This window comes from Intestinibacter sp., assembly GCF_022780145.1.
GTDB lineage: Bacteria > Bacillota > Clostridia > Peptostreptococcales > Peptostreptococcaceae > Intestinibacter.
The window spans coordinates 1-20231 of sequence record NZ_JALEXO010000345.1; the positions used below are offsets into that span (position 1 = coordinate 1).

The 20231-nt window shown below is 29.2% G+C and carries 16 protein-coding genes and 1 pseudogene; 6 read left to right on the top strand and 11 right to left on the bottom strand.

Features of this window, described 5'->3' with window-relative positions; translation table 11 throughout:
* Positions 1–97 precede the first annotated feature (97 nt).
* Positions 98–1710 (top strand): annotated as a pseudogene (locus tag MR593_RS13395) (IS1182 family transposase).
* A 180-nt stretch (positions 1711–1890) separates the two neighbouring features.
* On the opposite strand, the gene MR593_RS13400 reads toward MR593_RS13395, so the two are convergent.
* Genes MR593_RS13400 through MR593_RS13410 form a run of 3 tightly spaced genes read right to left on the bottom strand, consistent with a single transcriptional unit; the run spans position 1891 to position 3709 of the window.
* Positions 1891–2379, bottom strand: a complete 489-nt coding sequence (locus MR593_RS13400) for a hypothetical protein (protein ID WP_290693970.1) — start codon at positions 2377–2379, stop codon at positions 1891–1893.
* Between the two features lie 33 nt (positions 2380–2412).
* A complete protein-coding gene (locus MR593_RS13405) occupies positions 2413–2832 on the bottom strand; it encodes a tetratricopeptide repeat protein (protein WP_290693973.1) in 420 nt (139 codons plus the stop codon).
* Positions 2822–3709: a DUF5685 family protein gene (locus MR593_RS13410; protein WP_290693975.1), complete on the bottom strand. Its 888-nt coding sequence runs from the start codon at positions 3707–3709 to the stop codon at positions 2822–2824. The genes MR593_RS13405 and MR593_RS13410 overlap by 11 nt, the downstream gene beginning before the upstream one ends.
* Before the next feature lie 133 nt (positions 3710–3842).
* Between MR593_RS13410 and MR593_RS13415 the strand changes: the two genes are divergently transcribed.
* Both MR593_RS13415 and megL read left to right on the top strand, forming a co-directional pair.
* A complete protein-coding gene (locus MR593_RS13415; RefSeq protein ID WP_331474869.1) occupies positions 3843–4760 on the top strand; it encodes a LysR family transcriptional regulator in 918 nt (305 codons plus the stop codon).
* Positions 4761–5112: 352 nt separating this feature from the next.
* Positions 5113–6300, top strand: coding sequence for a methionine gamma-lyase (megL, locus tag MR593_RS13420; protein WP_290693978.1), 1188 nt, complete (start codon positions 5113–5115; stop codon positions 6298–6300).
* 103 nt (positions 6301–6403) lie between these two features.
* Here megL and MR593_RS13425 read toward each other — a convergent pair whose 3' ends face one another.
* The 5 genes from MR593_RS13425 to MR593_RS13445 all read right to left on the bottom strand — a co-directional run bounded on the left by MR593_RS13425 (position 6404) and on the right by MR593_RS13445 (position 10771).
* Positions 6404–7141: a MerR family transcriptional regulator gene (locus tag MR593_RS13425; protein WP_290693981.1), complete on the bottom strand. Its 738-nt coding sequence runs from the start codon at positions 7139–7141 to the stop codon at positions 6404–6406.
* A 122-nt stretch (positions 7142–7263) separates the two neighbouring features.
* Positions 7264–8091, bottom strand: a complete 828-nt coding sequence (locus MR593_RS13430; protein WP_290693983.1) for an undecaprenyl-diphosphate phosphatase — start codon at positions 8089–8091, stop codon at positions 7264–7266.
* Positions 8092–8243: 152 nt separating this feature from the next.
* Positions 8244–8882 carry a nitroreductase family protein gene (locus MR593_RS13435; protein ID WP_290693985.1) on the bottom strand — a complete coding sequence of 213 codons (639 nt, stop codon included), beginning with the start codon at positions 8880–8882 and terminating at the stop codon, positions 8244–8246.
* 112 nt (positions 8883–8994) lie between these two features.
* Positions 8995–9258 carry a hypothetical protein gene (locus MR593_RS13440; RefSeq protein WP_290693988.1) on the bottom strand — a complete coding sequence of 88 codons (264 nt, stop codon included), beginning with the start codon at positions 9256–9258 and terminating at the stop codon, positions 8995–8997.
* Positions 9259–9415: 157 nt separating this feature from the next.
* Positions 9416–10771 (bottom strand): alanine:cation symporter family protein, encoded by a 1356-nt coding sequence (locus tag MR593_RS13445; protein WP_290693990.1) that lies wholly within the window; start codon positions 10769–10771, stop codon positions 9416–9418.
* A 500-nt stretch (positions 10772–11271) separates the two neighbouring features.
* Between MR593_RS13445 and MR593_RS13450 the strand changes: the two genes are divergently transcribed.
* The 3 genes from MR593_RS13450 (at position 11272) to MR593_RS13460 (ending at position 17084) form a co-directional block, all read left to right on the top strand.
* Complete coding sequence (locus tag MR593_RS13450) at positions 11272–12567, top strand: conjugated bile salt MFS transporter (RefSeq protein WP_290693992.1); 1296 nt, start codon at positions 11272–11274, stop codon at positions 12565–12567.
* A gap of 235 nt (positions 12568–12802) precedes the next feature.
* Positions 12803–16495 (top strand): efflux RND transporter permease subunit, encoded by a 3693-nt coding sequence (locus MR593_RS13455; protein ID WP_290693995.1) that lies wholly within the window; start codon positions 12803–12805, stop codon positions 16493–16495.
* A gap of 1 nt (position 16496) precedes the next feature.
* Entirely contained in the window at positions 16497–17084 is a 588-nt protein-coding gene (locus tag MR593_RS13460; RefSeq protein WP_290693996.1) for a TetR/AcrR family transcriptional regulator, read from the top strand.
* Positions 17085–17167: 83 nt separating this feature from the next.
* Here MR593_RS13460 and htpG read toward each other — a convergent pair whose 3' ends face one another.
* From htpG to MR593_RS13630, 3 genes are all read right to left on the bottom strand, one after another.
* Positions 17168–19129, bottom strand: a complete 1962-nt coding sequence (gene htpG, locus MR593_RS13465) for a molecular chaperone HtpG (protein WP_290693997.1) — start codon at positions 19127–19129, stop codon at positions 17168–17170.
* A 424-nt stretch (positions 19130–19553) separates the two neighbouring features.
* Positions 19554–19907 carry a NusG domain II-containing protein gene (locus MR593_RS13470; RefSeq protein ID WP_290693999.1) on the bottom strand — a complete coding sequence of 118 codons (354 nt, stop codon included), beginning with the start codon at positions 19905–19907 and terminating at the stop codon, positions 19554–19556.
* 184 nt (positions 19908–20091) lie between these two features.
* On the bottom strand, positions 20092–20231 hold a 140-nt coding region (locus tag MR593_RS13630), incomplete at its 5' end, for an Hsp20 family protein (protein ID WP_290694003.1).

The window sequence follows — 20231 nt, forward strand, 5'->3', positions numbered from 1 at the left end:
GGGGCTGTCGCAAAATAAAATTTGCGATAGTCCCTGATATTTTATCGAAAAAAAAGACGAACTTTAAAAAGTCCGTCTTTTTTAGTATCATAAAAATATGACACCTAAAACCAATTATAATAATATCAAATTTTATGAAAATTATCAATTAAAGCTTCCATTAGAAATGGATGTTTTAATACCTAAAGATGATTCTGTTAGACTACTTAACTTAATATTGGAGGGATTAGATTACAGTAGATTGTATAATAAATATTCTACAAAAGGTAGAAAATCTAAAGTAGATCCTAAAATCATGTTTAAGATAATTACATATGCTAATATGGAAAATATTTATTCAAGCAGAGATATTGAAAAAGCATGCCGAAGAGACATTAATTTTAAATGGCTTTTGCAAGGCGCTCAGCCTCTAGACCATTCAACTATATGTAGATTTCAATATGAAAAAATAGATGAAAATATAATGGAAGATTTATTCTATCAATCTATAGATATACTTTACAGACTTGGAGAAATTAACTTTGAAAATATTTTTATAGATGGAACAAAAATAGAAGCTGCCGCTAATAGATATACTTTTGTTTGGAGAAAATCAATAATGTATTATGAAAAGAAGATGAATATAAAAATTAGTGAACTTTTTGAAAAAATAAATGCTATTTACAACCAAAATTTTACTATAAATGTTGAAAAAGATATATATACAATTGATGAAATCAATACTGTTTTAGATTTTTTACAAAAAGTAAAAAAAGAAACAAATACTATTTTGTATACGGAAGAGGTCATAAAAAATCTCAACTTCAAAAATTAACCGAAGATTTAGAAAAATACGCAGATAGAAGAAAAAAATATGACGATCAATATTTAAAATTAGGAAATAGAAATAGCTATTCTAAAACAGATGTTGATGCAACATTTATGAGGATGAAAGAAGATCATATGAAAAATGGTCAACTTAAACCTGCTTATAATTTACAAATAGGAATAGAATCAGAATATATTATAGGAGCAGGTATTTTTAATAATCCTACGGATTGTCCAACATTAATACCTTTTTTAGAAAAAATAAAACAAAATTTAGGGCTTACATACAAAAATGTTATAGCTGACGCAGGTTATGAAAGTGAAGAAAATTACATGTATTTAAAAGAAAATAATCAAAATCCTTATATAAAACCATGTAATTATGAAGAATCTAAAAAAAGAAAACATAAGCTAAAATACGGAAAAGTTGAAAATATGATATACGATGAAGAAAGTGACAGCTATATTTGCCATAATAACAGAAGATTAGAATATATAGGAGATAAAAAATCTACATCTGCTACTGGATATGAAATATTAAAAAAAAGATATAAATGTTCTAATTGTGAAAATTGTGAGTTTAGAAAAGATTGTTATACAGGAAAATATTCAAAACAAATAACTATATCACAGAATTTCTCTAAACTTAGAAAAGAATCATTAGAAAATATAACTTCAGAAAAAGGTATTTTACTTAGAATCAATCGCTCAATTCAAGTAGAAGGAGCCTTCGGCGTAATAAAGAATAACTATGGATTTAATCGTTTTTTAAGTAAAGGTACAAAAAATATAAATATAGATATTCTATTTTTATGTCTTGGATATAATATTAATAAATTACATTCCAGAATAATAAATAACCGTTTAGGTGTATCTTTATTTAAAGAAAATGAAGTAGCTTAATATGTAAAAAAATTAAAATTAACTACTTCTTTTTGTTGTGCCTAAATTTACACAAATCTGAATGATTTTAAGCGTTAGCTTTAATTTCATTCATAAATATAAAAAAGGAAGTGAATACAAAATAGATTTTACCCTATTTTGCAACACCCCCATTTTTATATATTGTCATAAGCCACTAAATTACCTATTAATCATATTCTTTAGCCTTTGATTATAATAATCTATAAATAGAGAATAAGCATAATCATAAACTAAAAATACCACTTCGAATAATAGTATTAAATACCATTGTTCAGGTACATATACAAATTGTCTGACAATAAAATACACTATCGCCAAGGCTATATTTGCATAAACTAATTTTAAAATATATTCTACGTAAATAGGTCTCTCCTGCTCAATTAAATATTTGATCAAACCATATACTCCAAATGTGAAAACATATATAATCCAATGGGCTTTATTATTAATCACCATAAATCCTAATATAACAGATGCTATATAAAATATAGCTCCCGTCTTAGGTCCCCAATTCATAATAATAATGGCAATTGGAAGAGATGCTAAACCTAATATAAAAATAGTATTTGTTTGAAATACATTTAGCATAACAAATAAAAGAATATCTACTGCCAACAGTATTCCTGAATATGCAATTTTTTTACTCATCTACTCACTCTCCCATATTGTTGAAATTAGTTCCTAACAACAGCTTATAAAATCGCCTCCACAACATTCACAGCATTGATCTGCACACCATAATTGGCATAGTGTATCACAGCAATCATCTCCACAACAGCAACAGCATCCACCTAAGTCGTTTCTGTTTCTTCTATTATAGTCATATGAATTGCGGTTGTAGTCATTTCTATATTGATTGTATTGATTATAAGCATGGCTGTATTCTTCATTATTTGGATCCATAGTAGTAGCTTTTTGTATATATTCCTCACCTTCATCATAGTATCCAATTTTCATAGCTGATAATCCAGTTAAATAGTACCATTCACTGCATTTGTCACTTATCTTTTGAAGTAAATTGTAAGCTTTTTGAAACTCATTTTTACTCAATAAAGCTCTTACATTGCTGAAACTATTATCATTATATACACTACTGTACATTACTTTCACATCCCTTTTCTAATATATTTTTATATCTCAAGTAAACTCCAGAATAGATTATGTTGTCGATAATAGATTTGTAAAATTCTAAATTTAAATCCTCTATATTCTTAGCAACAATTCCTAGAGACATACTTATCAGTCTATCCACTTTATTTTTTAATTCTTCTCTTTTATCTATATAATCTATAAATGGATTATATCTGCCCTTTTTGTAATCCTCATCTAAGTCCTCATATGCATCTAATATATAGATATATTTACCTAAATTAAAGCCTATCATTCTCAAATTTTCTTCGTATTGATCGTGTTTTAATACGAAAATTTCGCCCATTAGATTTCCAAATGTATTAGATACTCTATCTATACTTTTAGATTTTTCTCCCTCTAGTTTTCTTAAATTTTGTAATTGCCCTTTTATATACTCTGCTTTTTCAGGGTATTTTTCATATGCTCCTTTTAATTTTGTTTTATAAAGATTATACGCCAATTTATCCTTTATTCCTCTATCATCGTATAAATTATCTTCTAATTTGTAATACGATAAAAGTATATTCATGCTGGCTGCATATTCTGTAATTTCATTTACTATTCTCATTTTTTTCTTTAATGGATTTGCCATGCATCTCTCATATGTAATAGTTGGTTTTACTTTATATAAAGCAGTAAGAATTAATATTAAAAATGTAATATCGTAATTTAATGAGAGTCTAGAAATTTCTCCGTGGTTTTCCTTTAGATATTTACATAAACCACAGTAATATCCTTTATAATAATCAAACTCTCTAAATGTCAAATCCATTTTGTTTATTCTTATATAGCCAAACATAGCCATTCCTTTCTTAAAAGCCCTTAAAATATAGATTTTCTTATTCATAGTATATCACTTTATAATATTTTAATTTATTACAATATATTAAGAAATTATCGGATTTATATTATAATTTATAATATGAGATATTTTTAAATCAAATTTTCTATAATAAAATATATTTTTTTAATGAAAGTTGGTGATTATTATTACTCTACAACAATTAAAATATGTATTAGCTGTAGCCGATAAAGGTTCCATAAACGAAGCAGCTAAAAGCTTACTTATCTCTCAGCCAAGTCTATCTAATTCTATAAAAGAGCTTGAACAGGAATTAAAGATAACTATTTTTGTCAGAACTAACAGGGGCATGATCCTTACAAACGAGGGATATGAATTTCTAGGATATGCAAGACAGGTTATACAGCAATATGAAATGCTAGAAGAAAAATATCTAGGAAATAAATCCTCAAAGCAGAATTTTTGTATATCGACTCAGCATTATGGATTTGCCGCAAATGCCTTTATATCCTTAGTACAAAAATTCGGTGGAGATCAGTACGAATTTACGATAAGAGAAACCAAAACATTTGAAATTATAGACGATGTAAAAAACCTTCGCAGTGAACTCGGAATTATATATTTAAGCAACTACAATAAAACAGTCCTTCAAAAACTTATTCGTGAAAGCAACCTAAAATTCGTATCCTTAATCGAAGCAAAACCACATATATTCATAAGTGAAAATCACCCTCTAGCAAATAAAAGCTTAGTTTCCTTAGAAGATTTAGACGAATACCCTTGTCTTTCATTTGAACAGGGAGTTTATAATTCATTTTATTTTTCAGAGGAAATACTAAGTACTAGAAGTGTTAAAAAAAGCATAAAAATAAGCGATAGAGCAGCTATATTTGACTTCATGGTCGGGTTAAATGGCTATACAATATCTTCTGGTATATACCCTTCATATTTTTTAAATGGAAGAAATATTATATCTATACCACTTGATGTAGATGAGGTTATAAACATAGGAATAATTATGCATAAGGATATAACTCTATCTCATTTAGGCCAACTATATTTAGAAATACTAAAAAGCTTTTTTAATAATGAATAAATTTTTAAAAAAATCTATGTAATTTAGATTTATTTCTTCTAATTTACATAGATTTTCTTGTATTTAATAATTTTATTTATAATTATAATAAAAAATATATTTTTTAAAATGTAATTTATAAAATTTAAATTTTATATCTATTCAATATTATATTTTTATTTTTTCATATATTTTATATATTTATATTTAGTTAACATTTTATAATAGCTAAAAGCTATATCAAGCTATACTTTTTTAGTCATACCGATATCACTCCATATCAAAGTACAATTATATTAAGAATCATTTAAAAATTTTTTTAATTCTAATTGAATAAATATTCATTTTTAAAAAATAAAGGGGGTCTTTAATAATGAATAAAAAACAAGGATTTGCAACTACATCAATTCACGCTGGTCACCATAAAAACGCTGCTGGTGCTCTATCATTACCAATATATCAAACATCTACATTCATATTCGATAACGCAGAACAAGGTGGAAGAAGATTCGCAGGGGAAGAAGAAGGGTACATATACTCTAGATTAGGTAATCCAACTAATACAACTTTAGAAGAAAAGGTAGCTGCTCTAGAAGGTGCAGAGGCCTGTGCATCTACTTCATCTGGAATGGGTGCTATAGCTGCTGCATTGTGGACAGCTTTAAAAGCAGGAGATCATGTACTTGCTTGTGATACACTTTATGGATGTACTCAAGCATTACTTAGCAAGGGATTAACTAAATTTGGAATAGAAGTTGATTTCGTTGATTTCTCTGATGTGGACTTAGTTAGAGCTAAAATTAAAGACAATACTAGAGTTGTTTACTTAGAAACACCTGCCAATCCAACTCTAAAAATTTCTGATATAGAAGCTATTTCTAAAATAGCACATGAAAAAGAAGGCAGAATAGTTATGGTAGATAATACTTTCTGTTCTCCATATATACAAAGACCACTTGAATTTGGAGCTGATGTCGTTTTACATTCTGCAACTAAATACTTAAACGGTCATGGAGATGTTATCGCTGGTTTCGTAGTTGGTAGCAAGGAATTTATAACTGCAGTAAAAATGGAAGGTATCAAGGACTTCACAGGTGCTGTACTTAGCCCTAATGATGCATTCTTAATCAATAGAGGACTTAAAACTCTTCCAATAAGAATGGAAAAACACTGTGCTAATGCTATGAAAGTAGCAGAATTCTTAGAAAATCATCCTGCTGTAGAATCTATAGCTTATCCAGGATTGAAGAGTTTCCCACAATACGATTTAGCTAAGAAGCAAATGTCTCTTCCAGGAGCTATGATGTCATTTGAAGTTAAGGGTGGAATTGAAGCCGGAGCTAAATTGATGAACAGTCTAGAGCTTTGCATATTAGCAGTAAGCTTAGGAGATGCCGAAACATTAATCGAACACCCTGCATCTATGACTCACTCTCCTTGTACTCCAGAAGAAAGAGCTGCTGCAAATATCACTGATGGATTAGTTAGACTTTCTGTTGGTCTTGAAGATGCTGACGATATAATTGCTGATTTAAAACAAGCTTTGGATAAATTGATATAAATTAAAAATTTTTAATTTGTATATGCACAAATAAATTCGATGTTTGATTAAACATATAAAAACTATGGAGTTTAGATGTAGTTCTAAATTCCATAGTTTTTCGTTATTTTTGAAAGTTAAGATTTTCTACTTCAGGATATGCTTTGATTAATTTTTCATTTGCAATTTCTAATTGTTTGTATTTTATATAAAATTCTAGGAGTTCTTTATTTTCTTTTAAAAAATTATCCATATCTTCAATTGATTTTTTCGTATTGTTATCGATTTCAGATATATTTTGTACACTAATATGCTTCGTATTTTCTATAAGAAAATCATTCAATTCCTCTGGTATATCTAAACTTGGAGCTTCATCTAAAAATTTTACTATTTGCTCATATGCCTCTTGCTGTTCAACTGTAGATATAGGCTCATTTAAAAACGTTGAAAAATGTAGCGCTATAAATCTTCCATAATATCCAGGGAATGCTTCTAACAGTTTTTCAGTTATCGTCTTATTTTTTTCTATATTCTTTAACTCTTTTAAAATTTCATCGGTATGTTCACCTTTACTTATCTTATCTATCAAATTTTTCTTAGCAAGCTCTGCTTTTAAATTTAATTCTCTTTTGACGGCTATTTTACTTAATTCTTCATTAGAATCAATTACTCTTTTAATTTCCTCCACACTTAATCCTAGCTTTCTAAACATAGATATTTTCTTAAGCTTCTCACAATCATCGCAGCTAAAATCTCTATATCCATTTTCTAAAATTTTAGGAGCGATCAATCCCTGCTCTATATAATATTCAACTGCCTTTTTCGTAGCTTGAGTTTCTAGACATACATCTTTTATAAACATGTTATCTCCTCCTCTCAATCATAATTTTAAACCCACCCCTAAGGTCTCAGTCAACAATATTTCCATTAAAAAAAGAGGCTATCTCTATAAATAACCTCTTCCCATAAAATTTCGTATCCTATTTATCTTAAAAAGAAATAATAAATCAAAAGTATTACACCAAGTATTATTCTATACCATCCAAACACTTTGAAGTCGTTTTTCTTTATGTAACCCACAAGGAACTTGATAGCTAATATTGATACGAAGAATGCAACTACACTTCCGACTAGCAATATAACCATCTCAAAGCTAGTAAACGCCAATCCAAATTTAGCTAATTTAAGAACACTAGCTCCAAACATAACTGGTATAGCTAAGAAGAACGTAAACTCCGCTGCTACCTCTCTAGAAACTCCTATAAGTAAAGCACCTAATATTGTAGCTCCTGAACGTGATGTTCCTGGAAAAACTGCAGCTATTACTTGGAATAAACCTATTATTATAGCCATTTTGAAAGTTAAATGATCCATATCATCGACTGCTGGTCTTCTACCCTTGTTGTAATTTTCAACAACTATAAAGAAAATACCAAATAATATTAACATTATAGCTACTGTTTGGAAATTGTAAAATAACTCGTTGATCTTGTCATCAAATAATAACCCTATAACTGCTGCTGGTAGACAAGCAACTATTATTTTAATCCACATTACTATTATATTTTTTTGTACAAAAGGCTTCTTCTTAAATGAAAAAGGAAAAATCTTCTTCCAATATAAAACTACTACCGCTAAAATTGCTCCCAATTGTATAACAACAAAGAACATTTCTTTAAATTGAGGAGACATATTTAATTGTAAAAATTCATCAACTAAAATCATATGTCCTGTACTACTTATAGGTAGCCATTCTGTAATACCCTCAATTATACCTAAAATTATGGCCTTAAATATTTCTATAAAATCCATATTTCACCTCTCATTACTGTTTTTATTTATTTTCAATTTTCCCATTAAAATATCCTGCTATAACACAGGATATCTCTATATAGTATATCACCAAAACTAACTTTTTTTATTACAAAAATATTAAACTTCTATTACAAAAATATTAAACTTCTCTAATCTATAAAAGTTACGACATCTTCTAAAGGGAATCTATTTGGTTGTGGTGCTGTTTTATCCTCTGGAACTCCAACTGGAACAAGCGCCATTAGTTCTCCTTCAGAGTCGTCATGGCCTATGACTTCGTATATTTTATCTTTAGAATGTATTGGACCTGTCATATAGCAAGCTCCATACCCCATATTAGCAGCTGCCAATAGGAAATTTTCAATTGCAGCGCCTATAGTTTGTATTTCTGATTTACTAGAGATCGCTATATCGTATAAATCTTTACATTCTGGTTTATCGTTTAATATTTTATATTCAATACTTTTATATGGTTTTGCATAGAATAAAACAAGAACTGGAGCATTTTTAAATACTGTATAATATTTTAGAAATTTATTCATATTATCTCTATCTTTTTCTTCATCTGCTAGATTGGCAATTTCTGTATGTCTATCTGCTACTACTTTAGCAATTTCTTGAATTTTATCCTTGTTTGTTATTACTGTAAAATGCCAATTTTGTCGGTTTTTAGCTGATGGAGCATAAGTTGCAGCCTTTAGCATCTCTATTAAATCATCCTTTGGCACCTCTTGATTTTTAAACTTTCTTATACTTTTTCTCTTATATATAAAATCTAAATCAGCCATTTTTTTATCTCCTTATTTCTAAAAAGTCTTAATAATAAATAATTATATCTAATTTTATATCAATTATGTAATTATTACTATAAACTTTAGAAATTTTAGTATTTTATTTTTGCTAAAGTATAAATTTAGTTATTTTCCCTTTTTCATCTTGTATAGTTAGAACTTCTAAATCAGGGTAATTTTTAAACAACCACTTTATCTCTGTCATAGTTCGATTTACTTGCTGTTTATTTAATTTTTTTATAAATAAACTCTGCGCTATTTCATTAAAATCTTTACCGTTGATAAAATTTCTTATAAATTTATAAGCAATTGCATTTGGCACGTTACTTACACTTTCTCTTGAGCTTGGATTTTTTCTAGTATATATCTTCATAAAAAGACCTCCCAAATATGTATTTTTCTTCTATATATTTATTGTGGATATTTTTCTTTTATGAAGAAAATCGATATTTATTTAAAAAAACCTATACGAGAAATTTCTCATATAGGTTTCGTTTTATAGTATTAATCTTTCTAATTTAAATATAGCTCTAAGAAGCTTTTCTATCTAAACTATCTGAATCATTGTCGTTTATTATATAGTTTTTCCATTCTGTAAATGTGAATATCATAAGTGCAGTTACGTTTATTCCGCAAAGAACGAACAGAAGTAAATCAACCGCCTCAAATACCACATTAGCTCCAAATACAGCTAAAGTTCCAGCTGCTGCAACTAATGTTAGATATATAGCTATATTTCTATTTATTGGATTGTTTTTAAATAATTTTGTCATATAGTAATATGAACCTAATATAGTTGTCAACGCTGATAACACAGTGAATGCTGAAAATACTATTAGTCCAAAAGTACCTGTTACACTTTGTGCAGTTTCAAATAATTGAGTTAATCTAGTAACTGTATCTGCTGGGAATTGTATGATTCCATTTCTAACACCATATGATGCTATATAAGAAGTAACTACTATAGATACTACTACTGTTACTATTGTCGGTATTAATGATATCATAGCTCCTTCTCTAGGTGCTGAGTCTGATTCTTGTGCTGCCATAGCTAGAGCTCCAAGACCAGTTTCTGCAGTTTGAATGATTTTTTGCATACCTAATATGAATCCTAGTGGAACACCAAACATAGCATTTATTGGATTTAGCATACCGTCTATCATACCTTGTAAGTAAGTTGGAACATAAGATGCTGTTTTTGTTAAAAATATTAAGAAGAATATAAAATATCCTGTTATCGCAGTTCCTATCATGTAAGTCATTGCATTCATGAATATCTCGTGTTTTTTAGATAATACCAATACTGCAACGACAGCTATTACTGGTATCACGATAAATAGGTATCTCTGCATTAAAGTAGTTTCTATTCCCATGAATTTAGATGCAACTATCGCACTAACTGAGTCTATACCACTGAATTGGAATCCACCAAATCCAAATACTGCAAGTGCCACGAAGCACACAGCATATACCATCCCTAATTTTGGACTTATTAAAGATGAAATGTATTCTTTTGGTGTTTTACCCATTATTTTAGAGTTTAGAGTTTCTGAATAAGAAACAGGAACCATTATACATGCTCCTATTAATGCCCATATTGCCATAGCCTCAATGTTATTTTGTCCGGCAGCTGATAATTTTGATAAAGCTCCCATAACTCCAACTACAGCTCCTGTACCTATCATAGCACCTAGTGAAATTGCCGCTGGTCCTATTGCATTTTTAAGTGTTAATTTAGATGGTAAAGTTGCCTTTTTTTGAACTATAAATATAGTTCTTATAGAAGTTATCGCACCTACCACTAATATAAAAGGTAAAAATACAGGCCAAATAGCATCAGAAACATTCGTTATAATATGTTCTACTTGTAATAAAAAATTAGCCATTTAATTTCATACTTGCTACTGGTTAAATTTAATCAGTAGCTCTCCCTTCTTTAATTTTTCTTAATTTTAAAAATTTTATTTTATATTGTTTTCCTTGTATTTTTTCGACAATAATTTACTTAATTCGCTATTTAATAATTTTATCAAATTGTAAATTTATATGTCAATATAATTTTTAAATCTGTATTATTGATTATTATTCATATCTTAAATATTTATATTTTTTGATTTTTAAATATTTTTATTCATATTTTCTAAAAAATATCGTTTATTTTTACCTTAATTTTTATTTTTACATTATTTATTATGCTCTGATCTTTGTTTTTTTACAAAAAAACCTTTGATTTTTTCTGAAAATATGGTATTCTAAAATTCCCTTGTATTAAAATTTAATTTTAATTTAAATTAAATATTTTTTATTTGATTTACGTGTCTATATTAATGATTATTCGGCAATAATATAAACAATACTTATATTAAACATAAAAGGAGAAATAATAATGGAAAATACAACTAACAAAAAACCATTCTTTTATGGTTGGGTAATAGTTGTGGCATGTATGTTGATTCAAGCTGTTCCTTATGGTATAGCGATGAATGTTCAGCCACAGTTTATTAACTTTGTAACTAGCGGAGAAGGGTTCACATTAACACAATTCTCTTTATTATTTACAATAGGTACAATAGTATCGGCAATAGCATCACCATCTATAGGTAAAATGCTATCTAATCCTAAAAACAACATAAAATTAATTTATGTAATAGGAGCCATATTATGCGGTGGTGGTTTCTCACTTTATGCATTTGCTGGAGGTAACCTATGGGCTTACTACGGTATATCAGCTTTAGTTCAAGTTGGTAATGCTATAATATCTTCTATCGGTGTGCCTCTGCTTGTAAACGCATGGTTTAAAGAAAACAAAGGTATAGCTATGGGTATAGCATTTTCTGGTAGTGGAATCGGTAATATATTCTTACAACAAATAGCTGCTAGATTACTTAGCGATCCAAACTTCGGATATGCCAAAGCCTACTTTATATTTGGTGTAATTTCACTTATAGTTGCCCTACCAATAGCTTTATTTTTAGTTAGACTACCTAAGAGCGAATCAGAATTAGTTAGACCTTCTTCTAAGAAAAAGTCTGAACACGCTAAAGTTAGCTTAAGCTCATGGGGATATACTCTTCAAGAAGTAACTAAAATGAAATTATTTTGGGTTTTAGCTGCAGGATTTATCTTCGTAGGATTTTATGTAAGCGGTCTATCAATCCAATATATTTCTTATTTATATACAATAGGATTTGATGCTACATTTGTAGCAAATATAGGTTCAGTATTCGCCTTCTTCTCTATATTTGGTAACTTGTGTGGAGGATTATTCTTTGATAAATTAGGCATCAAAAAATCACTATTACTATCTGGTTCAATGGTTGTAATATGTTGCCTAAGCTTATTATTTGTAGCTGATATACCTGCTTTAGGATACTTATTCGCTGCACTTTTAGGTATATCTATATTTGCTTATATAATAGGTCCTTCTTACTTAACAGGTGCATTATTTGGAGATAGAGAATTTGGTACTATATTAGGTATAGTTCAAGTATTCTTTGCTATAGGATATGCTATAGGTACAGTTCTTTTTGGACTTTCTGTTGATAATTTAGGATATCCAATTTCTTGGATGATTACAATGGTTTATGCTATAATTGCATATTCTTGTTTATTAATCGCATCAATACGCATACAAAAACACAACAAAGAAGAAAATGTTACAGAAACAAAGAAAATAGCTTAATAATAAAATTTATTTATAGTCAGTTAGATAAATGATTTACTTTCTTTTATTAAATCAGGAAGTAACTCAAAAATTCTATCTGACTTTTTTTTATATTTTTATTAATATCAGTATAAACTTTTATTTTTTACCAATTTTTATAGTTTTATTATTTATTTATATTTTTCAAAATGTTATACTTAAGATGCTGACCGACCAGTCAGTCTAAAAATATTTTAAAGAGAGGTGAAAATTTTTGTTACCAAAATTCAGTGTAAAAAAACCACTAACAGTATTCGTTGCCATAATTATGGTACTTGTTCTTGGTGTTGTTTCTTTTACAAAAATGACAACAGACTTGCTTCCTAGCATGAATTTGCCTTATGTAATCGCTTATACAACATATCCTGGAGCAAGTCCAGAAAAAGTGGAAACTACTGTTACAAATCCACTAGAAGAAACCTTTGCCACAGTAAGTGGTGTAGAAAATGTTACTTCTATTTCAAATGAAAATATCAGTATCGTAATACTTGAATTTTCACAAGATACCAATATGGATTCTGCGATAATAGACCTTAATGGAAAAGTAGACTTAGTCGAAGGATACTTCGATGATGCTGTAGGTCCTACTACTCTTATGCAGTTAAATCCAGACATGATGCCGATAATGATGGTCAGTGTAGATGTAGACGGAATGTCTATAGATGAGGTCTCTACATACGTCAATGATGAGGTTATCCCTAATCTAGAGCGTATTGAAGGTGTCGCATCTGTAAGCGCTACTGGTCTTGTAGAAAATCAATTACAAATTACTTTAGATACAGACAAAATTGATTCGCTTAACAAAAAAATTCAAAACAATATTAATTCTGAATTAGATAAAAAAGAATCTCAAATAGATAGTAAATTATCTGATTTAGAAAAAAGCGAGGCTGAGCTTGAAAAACAAAGCCAAAAACAAATATCTCAATTAACTGAAGCTAGTGTTGAATTAGAATCAGGTTTAACACAGCTATCTTCTGCTATAGCACAAGTACAGATGATAGACTCAGTTGGAGATTCTGTAGATCCTGCTCTTTCTGAAGCTAAAGAAATGCTCAAAGAATCCAAATCAAAATTAAAAGAATTTAAAGAGCAATTAAAAATAGCAGAACAAGCTGGACTTGATACATCAACTATCAAAGAAAATATAGCTGCTTTAGAGTCAACTATAAATACTATAGATGACACTATAAAAAATGCAGAAAAAGGATTAAATACTTCTTCAGCCTCTGTTGATGAATTAAAAGCTAAGCAAAAAGAATTAAAAAACAAACAAAAAGAACTTGAAAGTGCAAAATCAACACTAAATCAAGAACTAACAAAAGCATCTATACAAATTCTTCAAGGTAAATCTCAGCTTGAATCTGCTAAAAAAGAACTTGAATCTGCAAGAGAAGAAGCTTTAAAATCAGCAGATTTATCAACTAAGATTACACCTGAAATGATTAACTCTGTACTTGCAGCAGAAAACTTCTCTATGCCTGCTGGATACGTTTCAGAGGATACATCAAAATATTCAGTTAAGGTTGGAGATAAATTTACTTCTATAGATCAAGTAGAAGATTTACTTTTATTCTCAATGGATAACATCGGCGATATTTACCTTAAAGACGTTGCCGATGTTAAATATGTAAATAATGTAAACGACTCTTACACAAACGTAAACGGAAACCCTGGTGTAATGTTAGCTATAGAAAAAACTAGTACAGCTTCTACCGCTTCAGTTTGTAAGAAGCTAAATGAAACTATGGATTCCATGACTAAAGACAACAATAAATTGCATATTCTTTCTCTAATGGACCAAGGAATATACATAGACATGGTTGTAGATAGTATATTAAAGAACCTAATGTACGGTGGTATCTTAGCTGTAATAGTTCTTTTAGTATTTTTAAGAAGTATTAAACCTACTATAATAATAGCCTTCAGTATACCTATGAGTTTATTATTTGCAGTAGTTTTAATGTATTTTACAGGAATTTCACTAAACATGATTTCTCTATCTGGATTATCTCTGGGTGTAGGTATGCTCGTGGATAACAGTATAGTCGTCATAGAAAATATATACAGGCTCAGAAATAGCGGTGTAAGCAAATTCAAGGCTGCCGTCTACGGTGCAAAACAAGTTTCCGGTGCAATATTTGCATCTACCTTGACCACAATATGCGTTTTTGTGCCTATAGTATTTACAGAAGGTATTACAAGACAGTTATTTGTGGATATGGGTCTTACTATAGCTTACTCACTAATAGCGAGTTTAATAATTGCACTTACATTAGTGCCTTGTATGGCATCTAGAATTTTAACTTCTACAGATGAAAAAGAACATAGACTTTTCGATAAATTTGTAAACGGCTATGAAGCACTATTAGAAAAAGCACTTGACCATAAAGCTATTGTGCTTGCAGGTGCATTACTACTTCTATTATTCGCTGGATTTAGTGTTACAAAAATGGGAACTGCTTTTATGCCAGAAATGAATTCTACACAAATGACAGCTACTATTTCTCCTAAAGATAACCAAGAGCTTTCTGAAGAAGACTTAGAAAAATACGGCGATGAATTTGTACAAAAAGTTAAAACTATTGACGATGTAGAAGGTGTCGGAGCTATGAGCGGTTCAGGCGGGATGATGAGTGCTATGTCATCCGGAAATAAACAAAGTCTATCTGTTTACATCGTTTTAAAACAAGATATGAAACATACAAACAAAGAAATATCAAAAATGATCAAAGAAAAGACATCTTCTATGGATTGCGATATATCGATTTCTGAATCTACTATGGATATGGGCAGTATGCTAGGTTCTGGAATAAGCATAGAAATCAAAGGCGATGACTTAGATAAGCTTCAAGATATATCAGCTGATATGACTAAATTATTAAAATCAGTTGAAGGTGTTACAGATATAACTAGCACTTTAGATGATGCAGAAACTGAACAACGTGTATCAGTAAACAAAGAAAAAGCTATGAAGTACGGTCTTACAGTAGCACAAGTATATGAACAAGTTTCTAAAAGCTTAAAAACAGAAACAAATTCTACAACTATAACTTCAAACGACAAAGATCTATCTATAGTTATAAAAGACAACAAAGAAACTACTGTTAAAGACTTAAAGCTTCTAGACATAAAAGGAACAAAAGACAACAAAGACGTTACTGTAAAATTAAATAAAATAGCTACTATAACAGATGCGACTACTCCATCTTCAATAAATCACAAAAACCAAACTCGTTATATGACAGTATCAGCATCAGTCGATGAAGACCACAATATAGGACTAGTCAGTCGTCAAGTTCAATCAAAAATCGATGACTACAAGGTTCCTACAGGATATAATATCGATTTAACTGGAGAAAGTGAAACTATAAATTCCACTATGAAGGACTTAGTTCTTATGATACTTCTTGCTATAGTATTTATTTACTTAATAATGGTTGCTCAATTCCAATCATTACTATCTCCATTTATAGTAATGTTTACTATACCTCTAGCCTTCACAGGTGGTATATTGGGATTACTAGTCACTAGACAAATACTAAGCGTTACATCTATGCTAGGCTTCTTAGTACTTGCTGGTATAGTCGTTAACAACGGTATAGTTTTCGTAGACTATGTAAATCAACTTAGATTAAATGGATATGATAAACGAGATGCATTAGTTCAAGCTGGTAGAGACCGTATTAGACCAATACTTATGACTGCAATGACTACAATACTTGCGATGTCAACTATGGCATTTGGTGTAGGTATGGGTTCTGAATTATCTCAAGGTCTATCTATAGTTACAATAGGTGGTTTACTATATGCTACATTACTAACACTATTTATAGTTCCAATTTTATATGATATTTTCCACAGAAAACAAATGAAAAATATCATTATAGATGATGAGGAGGATTAATATGGATTATGCCGAAAAAGAGCTTTTAGTATTTAAGGCATTTAAAAATATTCTTTTTTCTGATTCTGATATAACTAAAATTACTGTATCTGAAATCGCAAAGGAAGCAGGAATAGGAAAAGGCACAGTATACGAATATTTCGAAAGCAAGGAAGAAATAATAGCAAAATCTTTAATATATAATTTTTATGAAGAGGTTAATATTCTTTCAAGCAAAATCGATGAAAATCTTACATTTAAAGAAAATTGTTATATATTATTTGATTTCTTGACAAATAGATTTATGACTATTTCTCCTTATTTTAAATTACTTTATAGTAACTTTAAAATCAAAGATTTTTGTGATTATTTAAAAAATGACTCTATACTAGATAATCTAAAAAAAGATCTTAATTCTATAACAGAAAAAATTATATCTATAGGTATATCTGAAGATATAGTACAAAAAGATAACAACAAAGATTATCAAAGATTCGTCATGAGGAGTGCCTGCAGCGGTATTGCAAATTCATTCTGCGAAAATAAATCTACAGATTTAGAAATTTGTAAAGCCTATGCTTATGAATTTATAAAAAGATCTTTAAAATAGTAAAAACGGGGCTGTGATATTTTCACATAGCCCCGTTTTTTATTGCTTATTATATTATGTAAAAACTTTAGAGGATATCTAAATTATAATGATATTACTCTAGTCATTAATTCATTAGTTCTCTTAATAAATAAGTCTAGTTCATCTGCACTTAACTCTTTATTAGCAAGTAATGCTAAATCTACTATTTGATTACAAATTACTTCTACATCTTCCTTCTTGCTTTCGTCATCCTTGATAGATAATACTTTTTGTATTAGAGGGTTCTTGTCGTTTATAACTAATGTTTTTTCTTCATGTAAATCAAATCCATAGTTAAGGTCATTGAATCTCTTTTGCATTTCCATCATTCTTCTAGATTCTTCTGAAATTAATATAACTGCTGGAGTATCTTCTTTCTTTAAGCTTTCAACTGTATATTTTTGGATTCTATCTCCTATGATTTCTTCGAAGAATTTAGTTATTTCTTCATCTGTCTTTTCATCCTTTTCAGCATTTTCATCCTTTAATACATCAGATAAATCAGAGTCTATTCTCTTGAATCTTACTCCAGATTGTGCATATTCAAGTAATGATATGAAGTTATCATCTATTGCACAGTCTAATACAAGTGCATTTAAGCCGTATTCTTCAAATAATTTAATATATTGAGCTTGTTTTTCTTTATCTACAACGTAGAATACTTTATTTTCGTGTTTATCCTTTGCTTCTTCTAGATATTCATTTAATGTTATGTACTTGTCGTTAAGATCCTTGTATATGATGTAATCTTTTACTCTGTCATAGAAGCTTTGATCCTTTAAGCAACCGTATTTAATGAATAATTGTATATCATGCCAGAAGTCTTCGTATTTTTCTCTTTCATTTTTGTATAATGATTTTAATTTATCTGCAACCTTCTTAACTATATTTTTAGAAATTTTACCTACTTCTCTGTCGTTTTGTAAGAAGCTTCTTGATACATTAAGTGGTAGATCTGGGCAATCTATAACACCTTTTAATAATAGTAAGAATTCTGGTATAACTTCTTTTATATTATCTGCAACGAATACTTGATTGTTGTATAATTTAACTTCACCTTCAACTAATTCAAATTCATTCTTTAGTTTAGGGAAGTATAAAATTCCTTTTAGGTTAAATGGATAATCAATATTTAAGTGAATCCAGAATAGTGGTTCTTCGTAAACATTGAATACCTTTCTGTAGAAGTCTATATATTCTTCATCAGTACAATCCTTAGGTGATTTTAACCATAGTGGATTTGTATCGTTTAATGGAGTTGGTTTTACTGGTTCTGCTGGTTCTTCTACTTCTTCTTCTACAGTTTCACCTTCTGCTTCAGCTTTTGCTCTTTCTTCTGCTTTTCTAGCTGCTTCTTCTTCTCTTTCCTTAGCTTCTTCTTCTTCTCTATCAGGATTTTCTACGTATATTTCTACTGGTAAGAATGAGCAGTATTTTTTAATTATACGTCTTACATGGTATTCATCTAAAAATTCATCACTGTCATCTGCTATAGTAAGAGTTATTGTTGTACCTCTTTGAGTTCTAGTTCCATCTTCAGTTATTTCAAATTGCATACCATCTTCTGATTGCCATCTTACAGGAGTTGCACCTTCTAAATATGAAAGTGTATCTATTTCAACATTGCTAGCTACCATAAATGCTGAATAGAATCCTAGACCAAAGTGTCCTATTATGTCGTTTGATTCTTCCATTTTGTCTTTGTATTTATTGAAGAAATCTTCTGCCCCTGAAAAAGCAACTTGATTTATGTATTTATCTATTTCGTCAGCAGTCATACCTATACCATTATCGCTGAATGATAAAGTTTTGTTTTTCTTGCTAACTGAAACAGTTATTTTATAAGGTTCGCCATCGTCATTAACTTCTCCTAGAGATACTAATCTCTTGTGTTTGCTAACTGCATCACAGCCGTTACTGATTAATTCTCTTATAAATATATCCTTGTCTGAATATAACCATTTTTTAATTATTGGAAAAATATTTTCAGTATCTATTGAGATACTTCCTTGTTTTAGTGCCATTTCGATAACCTCCTAATTTCAACTTTCTTTATATTATTATTGTTTGTTTTTTAATTATTATTTGTAAAAAAAAATAACAAGGGATGCCTCCCTTGCCATAAGGGTAATTGCTAAAAGTTCTATTTCTTTATATTTACTTCATAAAACTATTCTAATTAATTTTACTTCATCGAACTTTACAACTTATAAGAAATAAGATTTTTATTATCACTCTTACCTTTTGAGTGCTAACTCTTAGGTAAAAAAATATACCGATATATTCAATCAGTATTTTTATTTCCATTTCTTATATATCTTATTATAGCACTTTTATTAGCACTGTCAAGTCTTGAGTGCTAATTTTTTTAAATTTTTTTATTAAATAATATGGACCCCACTATAGATAACATTTTACTTGCGTAATCTACATAGGATCCACCTTTAATTATTTTGTTTTAACATCATAATCGCTTTGTTTGTCGCTTTGTATTTGCACTATAGTCTTATTCGGAAGGCAGACTATCTTCTCTCCGTCAGAATCTATCTCGCCTTGTTTTACACAAAGCTTATCTGGGCAATTTGCCTTCTCCATATGTACGATGCCGTCCTTTATTACGACTGTATTATGACCATCTACATTGATAGTTTGATCCTTATCTAGAGAATATGTCCCGTAAACCTTGCCATCTACTGTTATAGTGGCTTCTCCTCCCTGCTTACTAAGCAAAGACTTCGCACCAAAAGCAATACCTGCTATAAGTATCACTACAATTATTAATATTATATCCTTTTTTTTCATATCTATTCTCCAACTATAAAATTTTACTTATCAATAACTATTCTCAATTTCTATTTTAAAATTTATTATTTTTATAGTCAAGTAAATAAGAAAATCTTTGAAATTTAAACAAACAAATTAGGTAGGCACTAAGCCTACCTAATCGTAATTAAATTAAAAAGGAAATATATGTATCTATTATTTATTATTGTATTTCTATAACTTGTCCACCTTCGATTTTCTTAACTTCTTTCTTAGGTACAAATATATTCAAAATACCTTTATCGTATTTAGCTTGTATATCTTCTTTTGTTATTTGGTCACCTACATAGAAACTTCTCTTTG

Bases quoted from the DNA above. Each gene is read 5' to 3' on its own strand.
- MR593_RS13400 (WP_290693970.1), bottom strand. From the start codon at position 2,379: ATGAGTAAAAAAATTGCATATTCAGGAATACTGTTGGCAGTAGATATT.
- MR593_RS13405 (WP_290693973.1), bottom strand. From the start codon at position 2,832: ATGTACAGTAGTGTATATAATGATAATAGTTTCAGCAATGTAAGAGCT.
- MR593_RS13410 (WP_290693975.1), bottom strand. From the start codon at position 3,709: ATGAATAAGAAAATCTATATTTTAAGGGCTTTTAAGAAAGGAATGGCT.
- megL (WP_290693978.1), top strand. From the start codon at position 5,113: ATGAATAAAAAACAAGGATTTGCAACTACATCAATTCACGCTGGTCAC.
- MR593_RS13425 (WP_290693981.1), bottom strand. From the start codon at position 7,141: ATGTTTATAAAAGATGTATGTCTAGAAACTCAAGCTACGAAAAAGGCA.
- MR593_RS13430 (WP_290693983.1), bottom strand. From the start codon at position 8,091: ATGGATTTTATAGAAATATTTAAGGCCATAATTTTAGGTATAATTGAG.
- MR593_RS13435 (WP_290693985.1), bottom strand. From the start codon at position 8,882: ATGGCTGATTTAGATTTTATATATAAGAGAAAAAGTATAAGAAAGTTT.
- MR593_RS13440 (WP_290693988.1), bottom strand. From the start codon at position 9,258: ATGAAGATATATACTAGAAAAAATCCAAGCTCAAGAGAAAGTGTAAGT.
- MR593_RS13445 (WP_290693990.1), bottom strand. From the start codon at position 10,771: ATGGCTAATTTTTTATTACAAGTAGAACATATTATAACGAATGTTTCT.
- MR593_RS13450 (WP_290693992.1), top strand. From the start codon at position 11,272: ATGGAAAATACAACTAACAAAAAACCATTCTTTTATGGTTGGGTAATA.
- MR593_RS13460 (WP_290693996.1), top strand. From the start codon at position 16,497: ATGGATTATGCCGAAAAAGAGCTTTTAGTATTTAAGGCATTTAAAAAT.
- htpG (WP_290693997.1), bottom strand. From the start codon at position 19,129: ATGGCACTAAAACAAGGAAGTATCTCAATAGATACTGAAAATATTTTT.
- MR593_RS13470 (WP_290693999.1), bottom strand. From the start codon at position 19,907: ATGAAAAAAAAGGATATAATATTAATAATTGTAGTGATACTTATAGCA.